The following is a 20,585-nucleotide window of genomic DNA, read 5'->3' on the forward strand; positions in this document are numbered from 1 at the left end:
GTCAGGCGGTCCGGTTGCCGTGCTCCGCGAGCATCTCCGCGAGCAGGCCGGAGAGGGCATCGACGGTCGGGTAGTCCCAGACCAGGGTCGGTGCGACCTCGATGCCGAACTCGTCCTCGATCTCGCCGCACAGGGTGAGGCCGTGGAGGGAGTCGAGGCCGTACTCGGCCAGCTTGGTGTCGGTCCGGATGGAGTCGACCGGCTCCTCGAGGTAGAAGGCGACCTTCTCCCTCAGCCACTCGGCGATCGGCGCCTGCTGGATCTCGGTGGTCATCGCGGCAGTGGTCATCGGTGTGTCTCCTCGACATCTGAAGTGGTAACGGAAAGGGGACGGAACGAAGGAAGGGGTGGGGCTGGTCGGTCAGCTCAGCGACCGGGCGAAGGCGACGAGGGCGGCCGTGACCTCCTCCGGGCGTTCCTGCTGGATCCAGTGGCCGCAGCCGGGGAGCAGGAGCATCTCGCGCAGGTCGGGGACCCACTGCCGCAGTTCGGACTCCAGCCGGGCAGGGTCCGCGCCCTTGATCACGAAGTCCTCCTCACCGGCCAGGTAGAGGGCGGGCACCTGGACGGCCGCCTTCTGGTACGGGGCGGTCAGATCCCAGTTCGCGTCGAGGTTGCGGTACCAGTTCAGCCCTCCGGTGAAGCCGGTCCTGGTGAACTCGGCCGTGTAGACAGAGAGTTCGTCCTCGCTGAGCCAGCCGGGCAGTGCGGCGGGCTCAGGGTAGAGGTCCAGCAGTCCGCCGCCGTCCGGCACGACGGGCGCCCGGTAGGGGGCCGATCCCGAGGTGCCGTTCAGCAGGCGGCGGAAGGACGCGGCCACGTCGCGCTCCAGCTCCGCCTCGGCAACGCCGGGCGTCTGGAAGTACAGCATGTAGTGGCCCGCGCCGATACCCCGCCGGATCGCGGGCAGCGGGTTGAGCGGCGAGCGCGGCCGGTAGGGAATGCTGAGGCCGGCCACGCCCCTGACCCGGTCGGGGCGCATCAGGGCGGTGTGCCAGGCCACCTGGGAGCCCCAGTCGTGGCCGGCCAGCACGGCCGGGCCCTCGCCCAGCGCGTCGATCAGCGCGACCGCGTCGCCCACCAGGTGGTGGATCGTGTACTGGGCCGCGTCCTCGGGGCTGTCGCTGCCGCCGTAGCCGCGCATGTCCGGGGCGACCGCGTGGAACCCGGCCGCCGCCAGGCCGGCGAGCTGGTGTCGCCAGGAGTACGCGAGTTCGGGGAAGCCGTGCAACAGGACGACGAGCGGGCCCTGACCGGCCTCGGCGATCCGGACGCTGCGCCCGCCGGCCCGCAGCGTGCGCTGGCTGACCCCCTCCGGGAGCGGCAGGCCGGACTCCGGCGGCTCAGACACGGACGGCCTCCTGGTCCGACGGGCGGGAGGGCGCCGGGACCTGGACCAGGCGCAGCCGGGAGATGACCTGGTCCGGGTCGGCGGCGGCGGTGTCCAGGGCGCGCACGTAGTAGGAGGCGAAGCGCTCGATGGTCGACAGGTCGAAGAGCACGGCGTTGTAGCGGAAGTCGAGCGTCAGGCAGTCGCTGCTCTGGCGGACGTTCACCGCGAGGTCGAGCTGGCCCTCGGCCTGGGGCAGCTCGAACGGGCTGATGGTCAGGCCGTGGTGCTCGATGGTGTTGTGCTCGCCCTCGCCGTCCAGCAGCAGCTTCATCAGCGGGTCGGGCTTGGCGACACCGATCAGGTTGAAGGTGATCTGGCAGAGCGAGGAGCCGGCGCTGGTGCGCGGGCGGTTGGCCGTGCGGGTGAGCCGCGCGAAGGGGTAGCCGACGGCGGCGAGGCCCTGGCGGACCTGGCCGTCGACCGTCGTCGCGGCGTCGCGGAAGGTGGCTCCGGGGGCGAAGCTGCCGCGGAAGACCAGGGTGTTGATGTAGTTGCCGACGACGTCGCGCATCGGCGGGGAGAGCCGGGTGGTGGTGGGGCAGCCGATGAGGAAGTCGTTCTGCCGGGTGTAGCGGTGGAGCAGGCCCTGGAAGGCGCCCAGCAGGAAGGAGAAGAGGGTCACGCCGCAGGCACGGGCGGCCGTGCGCAGTGCCTCGACCTGACCGGCGTCGAGCTCCAGGTGGTGGGTGGCGCCGACGGGCGTGGGCCCGGCTGTGCGGGGGCGGTCGGTGGGGATCTGCGCGGGCTGCGCCCCCTCGATCACACCGTGCCAGAACGCCTCGGCGCGGGCACCGCGCGGGGAGGAGAGCAGGCGCTGCTCGGCGGCGACGTACGTGTCGTGGGTGTAGGCGACCGGGGCGGGCGCGGCCTCCTCGCCGGCGACGGCCTGCTGGTAGCCCGCGAGGATGTCGCGCAGCAGGACGAGGTCCGAGACGGCGTCGGAGGCGATGTGGTGGCCGCCGATCAGCAGGACCGCGTCGGTCTCGGAGCGGCGCAGCAGGACGAAGCGGAAGGCGCCGCGGTCGCGCAGGTGGTACGGCTCGTTGAGCGCCCGGCGGACGGCGGTACGCAGTTCGTCGTCGCCGACCGGGCCCAGGTCCTCGACCAGCAGGGCGAAGGGTTCGTGGGCCCGGGGGGTGCTGACGGGCACCCCGTCGACCCTGTCGAACAGCGAGTGGACGAGTTCGTGCCGGGCGACGGCGGCGGCGACGGCCTCCCGGAGTGCGGGCAGTTCGACGGGGGACAGCACCCGTACGGCGACGCCGGTGTTGTAGGAGCTGCCCTCGGGGTCGAGTTCGTAGAGGAACCACAGCGCCTCTTGGGCGTGGGAAAGCTGATGACAGGTCGACATCACCGGCTCCCTTCTGGGATGAAAAGCCGATATGCGCGGAGGGTCCGCGCGTGGACGTGGAGCGGCCGGTGGCGTCCGGCCGGTGCTCGGGTCAGGCCAGTCGGCGGCCCGTGAGGTCGAAGCCGCGGCGGGTCTCGTGGCGGCGGGCGAGCTCGGCGAAGACGGGCTCCGGTACGCCGTCCGTCTCCGGTCCGCAACCGAGCCGGCCGGCCAGCCGGCCCAGCGCGGCGGCGAGCCAGGCCGTGTCGCGCAGGAACGGGTCCGGGTTGTCCGCGTTGTGGCGCCACACGCCGAGGCAGGCGGCGGCCGCGAGCAGCACCGCGTAGCGCTCGGCCAGCACGAAGGTGCCCGCACTGGCCACCGGGGTGCGGTCCCGGGGGGCCAGTTCGCCGAACCGCTCCTTCAGCCGGCGCAGCTCTCCCACCAGCGAGGCGCACAGCGGGCCGAGCACCCGGTCCCCGGCCAGCTCGGCGGCCACCTGCGGCAGTGCCGCCATCAGCGGGTCCTCACGACCCGCCATGACGCTCAGCCGTTCCGCGTCCAGCTCCGGCAGGGCCCGGTCCATGGTGAACAGCTCGGCCGGCGCGCCGCCGTCACTCAGCCAGCCGCCGCGTGCCATCCGCGGCAGCTGGGGGATCATCGTCGCCTGGCAGACCGTTCCGCCGGCGTGGACGAGCGAGGCCACCGGGAGGTCGCGCAGGTGCTTCTGGAAGACGCCGTGCTCGCCCTCGCGCAGGAAGGAGCGCGCGCCCAGCACGACGGCCATGGCGTCGACCGCCTCGCGCATCAGCGTCGGCACCAGGTACTTCACGGCCGCCGCGTAGACGCTGGTCTGGCCGGGGAGCACGTGCAGGGCGCGGCAGACCGTGGTGGCGAGGCTGTCGGCGACGAGCAGGTCGAGCCACGCGCCGGCCAGCAGGGAGCGGGCGTGCGGCAGTTCGGAGACGGCCCGCCCGTACAGGCGCCGCTGGACCGCGAAGTCCATCACCGTCCGCAGCTGCTGGTCGACCGTGCCGACCGCGGCCGCGGGCAGCACCGCCCGGGTGACCTGGAAGGCCCGCAGGATGGTCTCCATGGCCTCCCCGAACCCGCCGGCGACCGCGGTCACGGGCACTGGGCAGTCCTGGAACTCCAGGCCGCCGAGGTACAGGGCGCGCACCCCGCTGGTCCGGTAGCGCGGCAGGAAGCGCAGCCGGTCGCGCGGGACGCTCGCCATGTCGACCAGCACCATGGAGTGGCTGCGGCTGCCGGCCTCCTCCCGGGTGCGGGCCAGCAGGGTGACGGCCTCGGCCCTGGCGAGGTTGTTGATGATCTCCTTGCGGCCGTTGAGGACGAGCGAGTCGCGCTCCACCCGGGCACTGAAGGCGGTGCGGGAGACGTCGTTGCCGGTGGACATGTCGGTGTACCCGGCGGCGACCCGGCCGTTGCGCAGCAGCACGTCCGCCAGCCAGCGGCGCTGCTTGTCACTGCCCGAGGACCAGACGTTCACGGAGCCGACCAGGTTGCTCGCGCCGTGGCCGAGCGCCAGCGCGACGTCGCGCCGGAACAGCGGGCGCAGCACCCTGGCCAGGTGGTCGGCCTGCCCGAGCCGGCCGCCGAGCGCCGCCGGGACGAACTCCGCGCCGAGGCCGTAGGCGTCCAGCACCCGCTCGCCCGCGGACAGCAGGTCGCCGCGCTCGTCCGCGTTCAGGAGGGCGGCGAAGCCCAGCGGGTTGCCGGGGTCGGTGGGGTCGCCCAACCGCGATTCCAGTGCGGCCGGGGTGCCGAGGTCGGTGAAGGGCGACGCGGGGGGTGCCGCGGGTGCCGTGGTCATGAGCGGCCTTTCACGAGCGGGTGGGTCAGCAGGGACGGCAGGTCGCCCCGGCCCTGCTGCTCGATCAGGACCGGCACCAGGCGCTCCAGGACGTCGCCGTCGGTGTCCGGCCGGCCGGGGAGCAGCTGGTCCAGCAGCCTGACCAGCACGGCCCCCAGCCACAGGCCGTCCTGCCAGAGCGGGTGGCCGGCGCCGGCCGTCGCGTGGTTGCGCAGCCACAGCCGGATCGCCGCCGAGGCGGCGAAGCAGCGGGCGTACCGCTCGGCCAGGGAGAAGGCGGCCACCGGGACGTCGGTCGCCACCGGGCGGTGGGCCGCCATGGCGGCGGCGACCTCGTCGGCCACGGCGGCGATCGCCTCCGCGTTGCGGGCCAGTGAGGCGGGGACCACGCCCTGGCGGGCCAGTTCGGCCAGCTCCGCCACACCGTCGGAGAGGGAGAGCACGATGCTGCCGCCGGGGCGGGGCAGCAGGGAGAGCCGTTCGCGGTCGAAGTCCGGCAGCTCGGCGGTCAGGGTGGCCGCCGTCTCGACGCCGGCCCGGTCCACCTCGCCGCGGCGGGCCTGGCGGGCCAGCTGCGGGAACTGGTTGACCAGCGAGTGGAGGTTCACCACGGTGTTGCCGTCGAAGATGGACACGATGCGGTGGTCGCGCTGCACCTTCTGGAAGCGCCCGTGTTCGAAGGTGTCGCCCACCAGCAGGGAGCGGGCGCCCAGCACCGTCGACAGGCGGGAGACGACCTGGTCGACGAGGGTGGGGACGAAGTACTTGGTGACGGCCGAGACCACCGCCAGCTCCCCGGTCAGGGCGTGGATGGCCCGTCCGGCCACCAGGGTGGTCGCCTCGGCGAGGAGCACATCGGCGTACGACGCGGCGATCAGGTGCCTGGTCTGCGGCAGGTCGATCAGGCGGCTGCCGTAGGCGTGGCGCTCCAGGGCGTACCCGGTGGCGAGTCCGAGCGCCTGGTCCGCCGCCCCGAGCGACAGGGCGGCGCACAGGGTGCGGGTCAGCTGGAGGCTCTTCAGGACGATCTCCGCGCCCCCGCCTTCGGCGCCGATCAGGGCGGCGGCCGGTACGGGGGCGTCGGTGAACGCGACGCCACTGATGTCGGCGCTGCGGATGCCGTGCAGCTTCACCGCCGGCAGCGGCCGGTAGGTGCCGCCGGGGAGGCTCTGCTTGTCGACCATGAGCAGGCTGTAGGCGCGGGCGCCGCCCTGCTCGCCGGTACGGGCCAGGACGCAGATCCGCCGCCCCCGGTTGGCGTTGTTGATCAGCCACTTCTCGCCGGTGAGGCGGTAGCCGCCGTCCGGTTCCCGGTGGGCGGCCACCTCCCCGGCGAGCAGGTCGCTGCCGTGGTCGCGCTCCGTCAGGCCCCAGGACACGACGGTGCCGTCGGCCACCAGCCGGCCGAGCTCGCGGGCCTGCTCCTCGCTGCCGCCGACCCAGACGGACACCGCGCCCAGGAAGGTCTTGCCGTGCGCGATGGCCACCGTCAGGTCGCGCCGGGCGACGGCGCGCATGAGCTGGAGCACCTCGTCGTAGCGGTGCAGCGAGCCGCCGTACCGCGCGGGGACGTAGTGGCTGGGCAGGCCCAGGAAGTCCAGCTCGCGGCAGATCTCGACCGGGAACTCCTCGCGGTCGTCGAGTGCGCCGCAACGGGCGTAGGAGAAGAGCCGGCCCGCGTCGTCCGGGTCGCCCAGGGCGCGGTCGAAGTCCAGGACGGCGGGGTACGGGGTGGAGGTCACGGCGTCTCCCCCGTGCCTCCGGTCGCGGCGGCCGCCGTCTCGGGCGTGCGGTAGCGCTTCCTGGTCGCGGTGTTGAGGTCCTCGTACAGCGGCTCCAGGGCGCCGGTCATGAACTTCTCGCGCATCAGCCGCCGCTGGATCTTGCCGCTGGTCGTGCGGTGCACCTGGCCGGGGCGCAGGAACACCACGTTCGACACCTTCACGCCGGCCGCCTCGGCGAGCTCGCCGCGCACGCGGCGCGCCAGTTCGGGCAGCTCGACCGGGTTGGCCGGGTTGGGCCGGTACTCCTGGATGACGACGATCTCCTCGCCGTCGGCGGGGACCGAGCAGACGCTGGCGACCAGGCCCTGGAACGAGGCGTGCACGGTCTGCAGTTCGCGCTCCAGGTCGTGCGGGTAGAGGTTGCGGCCGTTGATGACCAGCACCTCCTTGGTGCGGCCGGTGACGTACAGCTCGCCGTCGTGGATGATCCCGATGTCGCCGGTGCGCAGGAAGCCCCGCTCGCCCTCGGCGGTCATCGCGCGGAAGGTGCGCTCGGTCTCCTCCGGGTTGTTCCAGTACCCGGCCGTGACGCTCCGGCCCCGGACCCAGATCTCGCCGGCGCGGCCGTCCGGCAGCGTGGTCCTGGTCTCCGGGTCGACGATCCGCACGTCGAGCCCGTGGATCTGGCCGCTGCTCACCAGCTTGGGGGCCTCCAGGTCACCGGGGAGCGGGCGCAGCACCTTGTGGGCGAGCGCGTCGCCGTCCACGGAGGTGATCGCCGGGCGGCGGCCGGGCGGCGTGCCGGTGACCAGCAGCGTGGTCTCGGCCATGCCGTAGCAGGGGTTGAAGACGTCGGGGCTGAAGCCGGCCGGGGCGAACTTCTCTGCGAAGCGGTGCAGCGTCGCGGCGCTGATGGGCTCCGAGCCGTTGCCCGCGTTGCGCAGGTGGGACAGGTCCAGGGTGGCGACCTGCTGGTCGGTGATCCGGCGCACGCACAGGTCGTAGGCGAAGTTGGGCGCGACGGTGGTGTGGATCCTCTTGCGGGAGACCAGGTCCAGCCAGAGGTAGGGACGGCGCAGGAAGTCCATCGGCGCCATCAGGTAGGTCGTGGTGCCGAGGTAGAGCGGCTCCAGCACCTTGCCCATGAGCCCCATGTCGTGGTGCTGCGGCAGCCAGCTGGCGACCAGGCAGCCGGAGTCCAGGCCGAAGGCCCGCTCGATCAGCTGCAGGTTGTGGAAGAGCGACCCGTGGGTGACCATGACGCCCTTGGGGGTGCTGGTCGAGCCGGAGGTGTACTGGAGGATGACCAGGGTGTCCGGGCCGAGCTGCGGCACCCGCCATCCGGGCGCCTCGGCGAGTTCCAGGGTGTCGGTGACGACGGCGTCGACCCCGGTGAGGCCGGAGTCCGCCACGAAGGCGCTGACGACGCCGGCGTTCGGCGTGTCGGTGAGGATCAGCCGGACGTCGGTGTCGCGCACGATGCCGACCGAGCGGGCGTCATGGCCCCGCTGGCTGCCCGGGACCGGCGCCGGCACGGCGACCACGCCCGCGTACATGCAGCCCATCAGGACCTTCACGAACTCCAGGCCGGTGCCGTAGAGCAGCATCACCCGCTCGCCGACCGTGCAGCGTCCGGCCAGCCACGAGGCGATCCTGCGCGCCTCCCGGTCGAGTTCGGCGTAGGTCAGCGTCTCCTCGACGGGCTCCCCGTCGACGACCCGGACGAAGGCCACGGCGGTCTTGTCGGGGATCGTGCGGCTGTGTGCTTCCAGTCGGCTCACCAGGTGCTCGTGCATGGCGCCGCTCTTCCTTTCGGTCATGGGATCTGTGGCTCCGGGTGATCAGGTACGGCTGAGACCGGCGAGGGCCTGCCTGAGCCGGAGGTCGCTGCGGAGGTGGCCGGTGATGTGGCCGAGGAGCTCCTGCTCGTGCGCCTCCAGGTAGAAGTGGCCGCCGGGGAAGACCCGGAACTCGAACGCGGACGCCGTGGTCTGCGACCAGGCGCGGGCCTTGTCGACCTCGCAGTCCTCGTCGCTGTCGCCGACGTACGCCACGAGCGGGCAGCCGGTCCGGGTGCCGGACGCCGGGTGGTAGGCGTCCAGCAGCCGGTAGTCGGCCCGGATGCTCGGCAGGACCAGCTCCAGCAGCGCCGCGTCCTCGATCTCGCCCATCGAGCCGCTGCCCAGCTGCCGGAGCTCGCGGACGAAGGCCTCGTCGTCCTCGGCCCGGCCGGGGGGCGTGGCCAGGTGCGGTGCCTCGGCGCCGGAGACGAACAGCCGCACCGGCTGGACCCCGTGCCGTTCCTGGAGCCGCAGGGCGACCTCGTGGGCGACGTAGGCGCCCATGCTGTGCCCGAAGAGCGCGATCGGCGTGTCGAGCAGCGGGACGAGGGCGGCCACGATGTCATCGGCCAGTTCGGGCAGCGAGGCCGCGAACGGATCGGCGAACCGGTCCTGCCGGCCGGGGTAGCAGGTGGCCAGCACCTCGACATCGTCGGGAACGGCCCGCGCCCAGGTCCGGTAGGACGTCGGCGCCCCGCCTGCGTGCGGGAAGCACACCAGGCGCAGGGCCGGGGAGGGCGTCGCCCGGTAGCTGCGGAACCAGTCGGCCGCCGCGCCGGTCATCGAACCTGTCATCGGGGTCCTTCCTTGGAATCGTGCGCGGAGGCGTCACAACTGCTGGCACTCCGCCAGCGTCCACACGCTCTCCCGGAGCCCTATATCCCGCCCATACCGGCGGATTCGGCCGCCGCGGGCGGCTCCTGCGTCCCGCCGCCGGGCGTCGCGGAGGCGGGCGCCGGGCCTTCGGGCGCCGCGGAGGCGCGGTGCTCGGCGCGCACCGCCGGGCTGAACGCCACCACGGCGGTCAGCGCCAGCACCGCGACGCCGAGGACGAAGCCGGTCGCGGACGGGCCCGCCCGGTCGACCAGCCAGCCGCCGGCCAGGGCGCCCAGCGAGTTCGCCCCCGAGGACAGGAAGCTCGACGCCCCGTTCACCCGCCCCTGCAGGGCCTCGGGGGTGACCTGCATCTGGTAGACGTTCCCGGTGACGTTGAACAGGCTGGCCACGAAGGTGATGCCGGCCAGCGAGGCGGCGATCAGCGCGGGCGAGCCGGAACACGCCGAGACCGGGATGAACACCGTCCACACCGCGAAGCCGGCCACCGCCGTCCGGTACAGGTCCGACCGGCGCGACCACCAGCCCGCGCTGAGCGCCCCGAGGATGCCGCCCAGCCCGCCCGCGCCGAGCACCAGGCCCACCACCGCCGGTGGGTGACCACCGTTGTGGATCCGCACCAGCACCGCCAGCAGGAGCACCTGGAAGACCAGGTTGCTGCCCGCGAACACACAGGTCATCACCCGCAGGAACCGCTGCCGCCACAGCCAGCGGACCCCTTCCCCGACCGCGGCGCGCAGCGACGTGCCGCCCGGGGGGACCGCCCGGTCGGCCTGCGCCGGGCCGAGGGCCCGCCGCAGGGTCACCAACAGGACGGCGGCGACCAGGCCCACGGCCGCGTTGGCCGCGAACGGGAGCCAGCGGGCCACCGTGAACAGCAGGCTGCTGCCGGGCTGGGCGAGCAGGCCGATGGCGGCCCCGCGCGCCTCGTTCTGGGCCAGCGCGGCCGACAGCTGCCCGGGCTCGACCACGGTCCGCACCGCCGCCCGCTCCGACAGCTGGTAGAGGATCGTCATCGCGGACTGCAGGAACGCGCCCAGCATGAGCTGCGGCAGCCAGAACCGGCCGTACAGCTCGGTCACGGCGATGCTCGCGACCACCGTCACGCAGACGATGTCGCAGCCCACCATCAGCCTGCGCCGGTTCCAGCGGTCGACCAGCGCGCCGGCCGGCAGCTGGACGAACAGGTTGGGCAGCGCGGCGGCGAACGTGACCAGCCCGGTCGTACTCGCCGATCCCGTGTGCCACAGCGCCAGCAGCGGGTAGGCGACCATCGTCACCGAGGTGCCGAAGCGCGAGATCCCCGCGCTCACCCAGAGCCGGATGAAGTCGGCGTTGCGCCGCAGGGGCACCGGCCCGGGCAGGGCCCGGGCCGGTGCCGACGGCGTCGCCGTGGGAACGGTCACCGGTGCTGCCCCGCGACCGCCGCGCGCGCCCGTTCCTGCTGCACGGCCTCGTCGATGGCCTTCTGCCACAGTCCCGCGACCCTGGTCCGCGCGGACCAGGTGGCGACGATCATGTGCTTCACCAGCTCACGCCCGCTCACCGCGTTGGTCAGCAGGACCGAGCCGACACCCGAGTGCACCCGCAGCCCGGTCATCGCCTGGTAGCCGTAGGCCTGACCGCCGTGGCCGAACTCCACGTCTCCACTGGTGGTGTCGACGATGGTGCTCCAGCCGTAGTTGCGGTCCGACTGCGGCGACAGCATCTGCCGCACCAGCTGCTGGTCGACCAGGCCGTCCGAGTACCCCAGGTAGCCGCGCCGGATCTCGACGGCGAACCTGGCCAGATCCTCGGCGGTGCTCCACATCCCGGCCGCGGCCGGCTCCGGCTGGACGATGTAGCCGCCCCGTACCTGAGTGCCCACCACGTCGTGTCCCCGGGCGAAGGGCCGCCCGGAGGCGTGCGGGAACATCGGGTCGAAACTGCTGCCCGTCATGCCCAGCGGTGTGAACACCAGACGCTTCACCAGGTCGGGGAAGGCCTCACCGGTGAGGTCGGACATCACCTGCTGGAGCACCGAGTAGTGCACCGAGTTCTGTCGGAACACCTGGCCGGGCACGTCCTGGCGGCGCACCGGCGGTGTCTTGGCCGGCGCCCGCCCGTACAGCATGTCGAGCACCGTCGGCTGCTCGTCGTCGTCCGGGTAGTGGCCCTCGTTCACCGCCGGGTGCGGGGCGAACCCGGCCAGGTTCGCCATCAGCAGCCTCGCCGTGACCGGCTCCCGGAACTCCCCGGGGACCTGCCAGGACGTCAGGTAGCGGTTGACGTCCCGGTCGAGGTCCAGCAGGCCCTGCGAGACCAGCCCCAGCGCCGCGTAGGTCGTCACGTGCTTGCTGATCGACCCCACCGCGAACAGGGTGTCCGGGGTGACCGGTTCGCTCTCCCCGGCGCCGAGGACGCCGTAGCTGCGGACCGCCGTCACCTGACCGTCGTGGATCAGGGCGAGGCTGGCGCCCGGGATGGCGTGGTCGGCCATCACCTCCTCGGCCCGCAGGTCCGCGAGCACCGACTCGGCCGCACTGCTGCGGCTCGACCGGCGCACCGGGCGGCGGCCCGACGCGGCGTCCGTGCCGTCGTCCTCGCCGAGCAGCACCCGCAGCTCCGCCATCTGCTCGTCGACCAGCCGGCGGACGGTCGCCGCCTCGTGGACGTCCGTGCTGTGGACCCACTCGACGTACAGCCGGCCCTCGTACACGTACGCGTCGATCTCCAGCAGGTGCGCCCGCGGGGCCTCGGGGGCGGCCGTGGCCACGACCCGCTCCGCGAGGTAGACCAGCGGCGGCGTCCCGTTCAGGGAGCGGGCCGTCGGCCTGCCGGCAGCGGACCGCGGCGCCGTGAAGGAGAACCGCGCCTCCGGTGCCGGGAGGGCGGCCAGCTCCTCGGCCACCTCCGGGTCCGGCGCCAGGTGACGCAGCAGTCCGTATCCCTGCACCGGGTCGGGCAGGGTGCGCATCTGCCGGGCGACCGACTTCAGCGAGGACTGCGCGTCCCGGCCGAGCGGCAGTCGCAGGGTCACGGGGTAGCCGTGGTCCAGCGGGCCGACCGTCCGCGACGGGTCGCCGGCCGTGTCCGCCGTCGCGCCACCACGGGCGTCACCGGCGATCTCGACGGCGATCCGGTCGGCCTGCGCCCAGCGCGCGAGCGTACGGCCCACCGCCGTCAGCACCAGGTGCTCCGGGTTCGCGTCGGCCAGCAGGGACGCGGTCAGCTCGGACGGCAGGGTCGCCGTGACCGTGTTGGCCGTGGCGTGGGTGGTCTCCACCCGGGCACGGTCCACCGGGAGCGCGGCCCCCTTCGGCCGGTCCAGCCACAGCTCGGCCTGGTCCAGCAGCTCGTCGGAGTGCGCCTGCTTCAGCTTCTGCTCCGCCCACCAGTGCAGCGGGGACGCCACCGGCGGCAGCGTCGCCGGAAGGCCCTCGTTGAGCTGCCGGTACGCGGTGTTCAGGTCCTCGACGAGGACCGTCCAGGACGCCCGGTCGACCGCCAGCTCGTGAACGGTCAGCCAGATCTGGTCGGCCGCTCCGCTCTCCGCGCCGAAGCGGATCAGCGTCGCGTCCACCAGCGAACCGCCCCGCGTGTCCAGGCGCGCCCGGCCCTCGACGACCGCCCGCTCGATCCGCGCCGACCGCTCGGCGGCCGGCACCTCACCGAGGTCCACGACATGGACCAGGGCCTCGGTGTTCGGCTCCGCCAGGTGGGCGCGGCCGTCGGCGGCCTCGTCGAACCGCAGACGCAGCGCCTGGTGGTGCTGCACCACGGCCCGCAGCGCTTCTTCGAGGACGTCCGCGTCGGCCTGCCCGTTCACCGGCAGCTGCACCGTGCGTCCGCCGGTGGCCTGCGCGCCGAGCAGCCGGTGCTGCTCCGCGAGCAGCGCGATCCCGTCCTGCTCCGGCGTCCGACCGCCGTCACCCTGCGCCAGGGCGGCGAGTTCACGCAGGTTCTTGGCCTGCATGACCATCCAGACCGCCAGCGGGAGACCCGCCTCCCGGCCCGCGGACAGCATCCGCAGAGCCCGGATGGAGTCGCCGCCGAGCTCGAAGAAGCTGTCCTCCACGCCGATGCGGTCGATGCCGAGGACATCGGACCAGATGGCCGCCAGCTGCTCCTCCACCATGGTGCGCGGGGCGACGTAGGCCGCCCGGGAGAGCGCGGTGGTGGCGGAGGCCGGGAGGGCCTTGTGGTCGACCTTGCCGCTGTTGGTCAGCGGGATGGCGTCCAAGGTCACGAAGACGGCCGGGACCATGTACTCGGGCAGCGAGCGGGACAGGAACTCCCGCAGCGCGGCCGTGTCCAGGCCGGAGCCGCCGGCCGGGACCAGGTAGGCGACCAGGGACTTGTCCCCGTGCGCGTCCTCCTGGGCCGTCACGACGGCGTCGCGGACGGAGGTGTGCTCGCGCAGGGCGCTCTCGATCTCGCCGAGCTCGATGCGGTAGCCGCGGACCTTCACCTGGCCGTCGGCGCGGCCCAGGCACTCCAGCGTGCCGTCGGCAAGGACGCGGGCCAGGTCACCGGTCGCGTACAGGCGGGAGCCGGCCGGCCCGAAGGGGTTCGGGACGAACTTCTCCGCCGTCAGGTCCGGGCGGCCCAGGTAACCACGGGCCAGACCGTCACCACCGATGAACAGCTCGCCGGTCACACCCTGCGGTACCAACTCCAGAGCGCCGTCCAGGACGAAGAGCTGAGTATTGGCCAGCGGGCCGCCGATCGAGACCCGCTCCACCTCCGCCGGGACCTCGCCCCGCGCAGACCAGATCGTCGTCTCGGTCGGACCGTAGACGTTCACCAGACGACCGACCTTCGGCAGCAACTCCCGCGCCACACCCACGGTCAGCGCCTCACCACCCACCAGCGCGGTCACCGACACATCGTCGAAGCCCGCCGCGAGCAGCAGACGCCAACCCGACGGGGTCGCCTGGACATGGGTGACCTCGTTGCGGGCCACCAGCTCCACCAGCGCCGTCGCGTCCTTGGCCTGCTCGGCCGAGGCCAGCACGATCGTCCCGCCGGAGATCAACGGCAGGTGCAGCTCCAGACCCGAGATGTCGAACGACACCGACGTCGAAGCCAGCCACGTGCCCGCGTTGTCGCCCGTGACGTCGTCACGGATCGAACCCAGCAGGTTCACCAGCGCACCCTGCCCGATCATCACACCCTTGGGGCGACCGGTCGAACCCGAGGTGTAGAGCACGTAGGCGAGGTCGTCCGAGGCGGGAACGATGCCGTCCCAGCTCTCCTCGGAACCGCCAGCCAGCTCCAGCCACGGACCGGCGTACTCACCCAGGCGCCCGGCCGGGTCGGCGTCGGTCAGGACGAGCGCGGCACCCGAGTCGGTGAGCATGTAACCCACCCGCTCGGCCGGAAGCGACGGATCGACCGGAACATACGCAGCCCCCGCCTTCCACACACCCAGCATTGCCGCCACAACACCCGGACCACGGTCGAGATACAGACCGACCACCGATCCGGACCCGACCCCGCGCCCACGCAGCCGGCCCGCGATCCGCGAAGACTCGGCATCGAGTTCGCCATACGACACCCGCTCCTCACCGAACACCACCGCGACCGCATCCGGCGCAGCCGCCGCACGAGCCCGGAACAACTCCAGAGCCGAACCCGCACCCCACTCCACCGACGAACCACCACGCACCAGCGCGGCCCGCTCCGCCTCCGCCAGCACCACACCCGACGCGTCACCGTCCGGATCCGCCGCCATCGCCTCCAGCACCAACCGGTACATCCCCGCAAGACGCCCCAGCGCCTCACGGCCGACGACGTCCGACGTCGTGTTGAGCATGATCCGCCGGCCGATCGCCGCGACGTTGAGCGCGAACTCGTTGCCGCCGACGTTCAGGTTGCCGGCCATGTCGACCGTCTCGGTGTCGACCTGGTGGAAGTCGAGGTACTCGAAGAGCACCGCGATGAGCCGGCCGCTCTGCCCCGAGTCCCGCTGAACGGCGGGCAGCGGGTACCGGCGGTGGGCCCAGGTCTCCGCTTCCTGCGCGAAGACCTGCTCCACCAGCTGGCGCCAGGTGCCGGACGGGCGGGTGGCGGGGAACGGCAGCGTGTTCAGGTGCATGCCCAGCACCCGCTCCGCACCCGGCGCCTCCAGACGCCCGTGGTAGACCACACCCGCGTGGATGGCCTCCTCCGCACTGAGCATGCCCAGCACCTTCAGGTGCGCCGCCAGCAGCACGCTCTTCAGCGAGGTCCTGGCACGGGCGGCGAGGGTTCGCAGGCCGTCCTCGAGGTCGCCGAAGGCGACGTCCGTCCCCAGCGGCTCGCGGGCCCCGGCGGTCGCCGGGTCGGCCCAGGAGTCGGGCAGCTGCGCAGGAGCGTGGTTGTCCACGATCCCCTGCCAGAAGGCGCGGTCCTCCTCGGAGGCCAGCGACTCCAGCTCGGCCGCGACGAAGTCGGCGAACCGGACGGCCGGCGCCTCGTAGGCGGGCAGCTCACGGCCGTCGCGCAGGTGCTGGTAGGACGCCAGCAGCTCCATGAGCAGCGAGTGGTAGCTCCAGCCCTCGGCGATGGCGTGGTTGTAGGTGAAGGTCAGTCGCCAGGCCTCGTCCGACTCCAGGTGGATCGCGATCCGCAGCAGCGGAGCGGTCCCGAGGTCGAACGCGGCAGCGTGCTCCTTCACCGAGAAGGCCCGCAGCGCCTTGATCTGCTGAGTGGAGTCGAGACCCCGCAGGTCGTGCAGCGCCACCGGCACCTGGGTGTCGGCGTGCACCAGCTGCATCGGCTGCGAGTAGCCGCTCAGGTGCATCGAGGTGCGCAGGGCCTCGTGGCGGCCGGCCACGACGGCGGCGGCCTCCGTAAAGGCGGCGGCGTCGAAGGACTCGGCGTCCGGGATGCGGAAGGAGCTGATGTTCAGGTAGGCGGACTCGCCGCGCTCCTGAGCGGCCACCATCTCGACCAGCATGCCGGTCTGGATCTGCGACAGCGGGTAGGCGTCCACGACGCCCACCGGCAGCAGGGCCCGGTCCTCGGCGCCGATCAGCGCGAACGGCTCCACGGCGGTGACCAGGGACCCACCGACCTCCTTGCCGGAGATGTACGTGCCCAGTTCCGCGATCGTCCCGTGCTGGTAGACCGACCGGACATCCACGTCGTAGCCGGTGGCGCGCAGGGCACCGACCAGGCGGACGACGCGGATGGAGTCGCCACCCAGCTCGAAGAAGCTGTCCTCGACACCGACCCGGGCGACGCCCAGGACGTCCGACCAGACCGCCACGAGCCGCTCCTCCAGCGGGGTGCGCGGGGCGACGATCTCGGCGGTGGCGAACGCGCTCTGGTCGACGGCCGGGAGGGCCTTGTGGTCGACCTTGCCGCTGTTGGTCAGCGGGATGGCCGCCAGCTCCATGAAAGCGGCCGGGACCATGTACTCGGGCAGCGAGCGGGACAGGAACTCCCGCAGCGCGACCGTGTCCAGGCCGGAACCGTCGGCACTGACGACGTAGGCGACCAGGGACTTGTCCCCGTGCGCGTCCTCCTGGGCCGTCACGACGGCGTCACGGACCCAGGCGTGCTCGCGCAGGGCGCTCTCGATCTCGCCCAGCTCGATGCGGTAGCCGCGCACCTTCACCTGACCGTCGGCGCGGCCCAGGCACTCCAGGGTGCCGTCGGCAAGGACGCGGGCCAGGTCACCGGTCGCGTACAGGCGTGAACCTGCGGGGCCGAAGGGGTTCGGGACGAACTTCTCGGCCGTCAGGTCGGGGCGGCCCAGGTAGCCGCGGGCCAGACCGTCACCGCCGATGAACAGCTCACCCGTCACACCCTGCGGCACCGGGTTGAGGTCCACGTCCAGGACGTGCAGCCGGGTGTTGGCCAGCGGGCCGCCGATCGAGACCCGCTCCACCCCCTCCGGGACCTCACCCTGAGCGGACCAGATCGTCGTCTCGGTCGGACCGTAGACGTTCACCAGACGATCGACCTGTGGCAGCAGCTCCCGCGCCAGGCCGGCGGTCAACGCCTCGCCGCCGACGAGCGCGGTCACGGCGTAGTTGTCGAAGCCCGCCGCCAGCAGCAGACGCCAACCCGACGGAGTCGCCTGGACATGGGTGACCTCGTTGCGGGCCACCAGCTCCACCAGCGCCGTCGCGTCCTTGGCCTGCTCGGCCGAGGCCAGCACGATCGTCCCGCCGGAGATCAACGGCAGGTGCAGCTCCAGGCCGGAGATGTCGAACGACACCGACGTCGAAGCCAGCCACGTGCCCGGAGCACCCGGAGTCACGTCGTCACGGATCGAACCCAGCAGGTTCACCAGCGCACCGTGCCCGATCATCACACCCTTGGGGCGACCGGTCGAACCCGAGGTGTAGAGGACGTACGCCAGCTCATCGACAGCCGGGACGATGCCGTCCCAGCTCTCCTCGGAACCGCCGGCCAGCTCCAGCCAGGGGCCGGTGTACTCACCGAGCTGGCCGGCCGGGTCGGCGTCGGTCAGGACGAGCGCGGCACCCGAGTCGGTGAGCATGTAACCCACCCGCTCGGCCGGAAGCGACGGGTCCACCGGAAGGTAGGCGGCACCCGCCTTCCACACACCCAGCATCGCCGCCAGGACACCGGGGCCGCGGTCCAGGTACAGGCCCACCACCGAACCGGCGCCGACCCCCTGCCCGCGCAGCCGGCCCGCGATCCGCGACGACCACGCATCCAGCTCGCCATACGAAACCCGCTCCTCACCGAACACCACCGCGACCGCATCCGGCGCAGCCGCCGCACGAGCCCGGAACAACTCCAGAGCCGAACCCGCACCCCACTCCACCACCGAACCACCACGCACCAGCGCGGCCCGCTCCGCCTCCGCCAGCACCGCACCCGACGCGTCACCGTCCGGATCCGCCGCCATCGCCTCCAGCACCAACCGGTACATCCCCGCAAGACGCCCCAGCGCCTCACGACTCAGGAACTCACCGCTGGTCGCCATGTTGAGGTGGCCGTTGTTGGGGACCACGTTGAGCGCGAACTCGTTGAAGCCGTCGTTGAAGCCGGCGTCGGTGTCGACCGTCTCGCCGTCCACGTGGTGGAAGTCGAGGTACTCGAACATCACCGTGAGCAGGCGCTCGCGGGTGCCGCTGTCGCGCTGGACGGCGGGCAGCGGGTAGCGGCGGTGGGCCCAGATCTCCGCCTCCTGCGCGAAGACCCGCTCCACCAGCTCACGCCACGTGCCCGACGGGCGGGTGGCGGGGAACGGCAGCGTGTTCAGGTGCATGCCCAGCACCCGCTCCGCACCCGGCGCCTCCAGACGCCCGTGGTAGACCACACCGGTGTGGAAGGCCTGGTCCGGGGTAACCGAGCCCAGCACCTTCAGGTGCGCCGCCAGCAGCACGCTCTTCAGCGAGGTGCCGGCACGGGCGGCGAGGGTGCGCAGGCCCTCTTCCAGGTCGTGGAACGGGACGCGCAGACCGTGCCGGTCCTGCGGGTCGCGCTCCGGTGCGGCCCACGGCTCCGGCAGCCGCAGCGGCGCGTGCTCCGCCACCACGTCCTGCCAGAAGGCGCGGTCCTCCTCGGAGGCCAGCGACTCCAGCTCGGCCGCGACGAAGTCGGCGAACCGGACGGCCGGCGCCTCGTAGGCGGGCAGCTCACGGCCGTCGCGCAGGTGCTGGTAGCACTCCACCAGCTCCATCATCAGGGCGTTGTAGCTCCAGCCCTCGGAGACGGCGTGGTGGTAGGTGAAGTTGAGCCGCCACGAGCCGTCCGACTCGGCCAGGACGGACATCCGCAGCAGCGGTGCGGCCGTCAGGTCGAAGACCACGGCGCGTTCCTGTGTGAGGTAGGCGGCCTTGCGGCGCTCCTGCTCCTCGATGTCCAGGCCGCGCAGGTTCCACAGCGTCACGGGGTAGTCCGCCGTGGCGTGCACCAGCTGGAGCGGCAGCGCGTAGCCGCTCAGGTGCATCGAGGTGCGCAGGATGTCGTGCCGCTGGACGACGACGTCCACCGCCTGCTGGAAGACCGGCAGCGAGAACGGCTGGTCGTCGCGGATCCGGAAGGAGTTGAGGTTGTGGTAGACCGCCCGGTCCGCCGGGCCGGCGGCCATCGTCTCGACGAGCATGCCGGTCTGGATCTGCGACAGCGGGTAGGCGTCCACGACGCCCTCGGGCAGCGCGGCCCGGTCCTCTTCGCCGATCAGCGCGAACGGCTCCACGGCCTTGACGAGGGACTCGCCGCCCTGGCCGGTGAGGCCGGCCGCCATCGCGGCGATCGTCCGTGACTCGAACACGTCGCGGATCGAGACGTCGTACCCGGCGGTGCGCAGTGCACCGACCAGGCGCACCGCACGGATGGAGTCGCCGCCGAGATCGAAGAAGCTGTCCTCGACACCGACCCGGGCGACGCCCAGGACGTCCGACCAGATCACCGCGAGCCGCTCCTCCACCGGGGTGCGCGGCGCCACGTGCTCGACCGTGGCGAAGGACGCCTGGTCGGGCGCGGGCAGCGCGCGGTGGTCGAGCTTGCCGTTGCTGGTGAGCGGGATGGCGTCGATGGCGACGAACGCCGTCGGCACCATGTAGGCGGGCAGGTCGGCGGCGAGGTGCTCGCGGAGCTGTGCGGCAGCCGGTGCGGCGCCCTGCTGCGGCACGTAGTAGCCGACGAGCTGCTTGGCGCCCTGAGCCCCCTCGATGACGGTCACCACCGCGGCGCGGACGGCCGGGTGCCGGCGCAGCGCGGTCTCGATCTCGCCGAGCTCGATGCGGTAGCCGCGGATCTTCACCTGGGTGTCGACGCGGCCGAGGAAGTCCAGCGAGCCGTCCGGCAGTCGTCGGGCCAGGTCGCCGGTGCGGTAGAGGCGCGAGCCGGCCGGTCCGAAGGGGTTCGGGACGAACTTCTCCGCCGTCATCTCCGGCCGGTCGAGGTAGCCGAGGGCCAGTGCGGGGCCACCGACGTGGATCTCGCCGGGCACCCCGACCGGCACGAGCCGGCCGTGGGCGTCGAGCAGGTGGACGGAGAGGTCGCGCAGCGGACGCCCGATGTTGCTGCGGCTCGGCCGCCGGATGTCCTCGGCGCCGATCCGGTGGTAGGCGCAGTGCATGGTCGTCTCGGTCGGCCCGTACAGGTTGACCAGGGCGGGCCGGTCGAGGCCCATCCGGTCCACCCACGGCTGGAGTTCGGAGGTCTCCAGCTTCTCGCCGCCGAAGCCGACGAGCCGCAGGTCAAGCTGGTCGATGCGCGGGTCACCGTCGCCGGCCAGGGCCGCGAGGGCCCGGAATCCGGTCGGGGTCTGGAGCATCACGGTGACCTGCTCGGCGACCAGGAGGTCGAGCAGCTCGCCGGGCGAGCGGTTGACGTCGGTCGGGACGACGACGACCCGGCCGCCGTGCAGCAGGGCTCCCCACATCTCCCACACCGACACGTCGAAGGCGTAGGAGTGCGCCTGGGTGAAGACGTCGTCGGCACCGAAGGCGAACTGCTCGCGTGTCGCGCTGTACAGGCGCAGGACGTTGGCGTGGGTGAGGCTGACGCCCTTGGGCTTTCCGGTGGAGCCGGAGGTGTAGATGACGTAGATCAGGTTGTCCGGGGTGACGGTGGTGGCTGGCGCGGTGGCCGGGCGGGTCGCGATCTGCTCACGGCTGTCGCCGTCCAGCAGCACGATCCGGCCGTCGAACGAGTCGGTCACCCGCTCCGCCAG

General features: G+C 72.6%; 9 protein-coding genes. All 9 read right to left on the reverse strand.

Features of this window, described 5'->3' with window-relative positions:
• Nucleotide 1: 1 nt before the first annotated feature.
• Nucleotides 2-289: an acyl carrier protein gene (locus ACFVUY_RS36880; protein WP_375877652.1), complete on the reverse strand. Its 288-nt coding sequence runs from the start codon at nucleotides 287-289 to the stop codon at nucleotides 2-4.
• Between the two features lie 72 nt (nucleotides 290-361).
• Nucleotides 362-1,351, reverse strand: coding sequence for an alpha/beta fold hydrolase (locus ACFVUY_RS36885; protein WP_387736514.1), 990 nt, complete (start codon nucleotides 1,349-1,351; stop codon nucleotides 362-364).
• Complete coding sequence (locus ACFVUY_RS36890) at nucleotides 1,344-2,744, reverse strand: condensation domain-containing protein (RefSeq protein ID WP_387736515.1); 1,401 nt, start codon at nucleotides 2,742-2,744, stop codon at nucleotides 1,344-1,346. The genes ACFVUY_RS36885 and ACFVUY_RS36890 overlap by 8 nt, the downstream gene beginning before the upstream one ends.
• Nucleotides 2,745-2,835: 91 nt before the next feature.
• Nucleotides 2,836-4,557, reverse strand: a complete 1,722-nt coding sequence (locus ACFVUY_RS36895; RefSeq protein WP_380663841.1) for an acyl-CoA dehydrogenase — start codon at nucleotides 4,555-4,557, stop codon at nucleotides 2,836-2,838.
• Entirely contained in the window at nucleotides 4,554-6,299 is a 1,746-nt protein-coding gene (locus tag ACFVUY_RS36900; RefSeq protein ID WP_387736516.1) for an acyl-CoA dehydrogenase family protein, read from the reverse strand. The genes ACFVUY_RS36895 and ACFVUY_RS36900 overlap by 4 nt, the downstream gene beginning before the upstream one ends.
• Entirely contained in the window at nucleotides 6,296-8,101 is a 1,806-nt protein-coding gene (locus ACFVUY_RS36905) for a fatty acyl-AMP ligase (protein WP_380663845.1), read from the reverse strand. The genes ACFVUY_RS36900 and ACFVUY_RS36905 overlap by 4 nt, the downstream gene beginning before the upstream one ends.
• A gap of 21 nt (nucleotides 8,102-8,122) precedes the next feature.
• Nucleotides 8,123-8,917: a thioesterase II family protein gene (locus ACFVUY_RS36910; protein WP_387736517.1), complete on the reverse strand. Its 795-nt coding sequence runs from the start codon at nucleotides 8,915-8,917 to the stop codon at nucleotides 8,123-8,125.
• A gap of 80 nt (nucleotides 8,918-8,997) precedes the next feature.
• On the reverse strand, nucleotides 8,998-10,362 hold the full coding sequence (locus tag ACFVUY_RS36915; RefSeq protein ID WP_387736518.1) for an MFS transporter: 1,365 nt from the start codon (nucleotides 10,360-10,362) through the stop codon (nucleotides 8,998-9,000).
• Complete coding sequence (locus tag ACFVUY_RS36920) at nucleotides 10,359-20,573, reverse strand: amino acid adenylation domain-containing protein (RefSeq protein WP_387736519.1); 10,215 nt, start codon at nucleotides 20,571-20,573, stop codon at nucleotides 10,359-10,361. Before ACFVUY_RS36920 ends, ACFVUY_RS36915 begins: the two co-directional genes overlap by 4 nt.
• Nucleotides 20,574-20,585: the final 12 nt, after the last annotated feature.

Origin of the sequence: Kitasatospora sp. NPDC058063 (genome assembly GCF_042885395.1) — a bacterium.
Classification (GTDB): domain Bacteria; phylum Actinomycetota; class Actinomycetes; order Streptomycetales; family Streptomycetaceae; genus Kitasatospora; species Kitasatospora lactacystinica.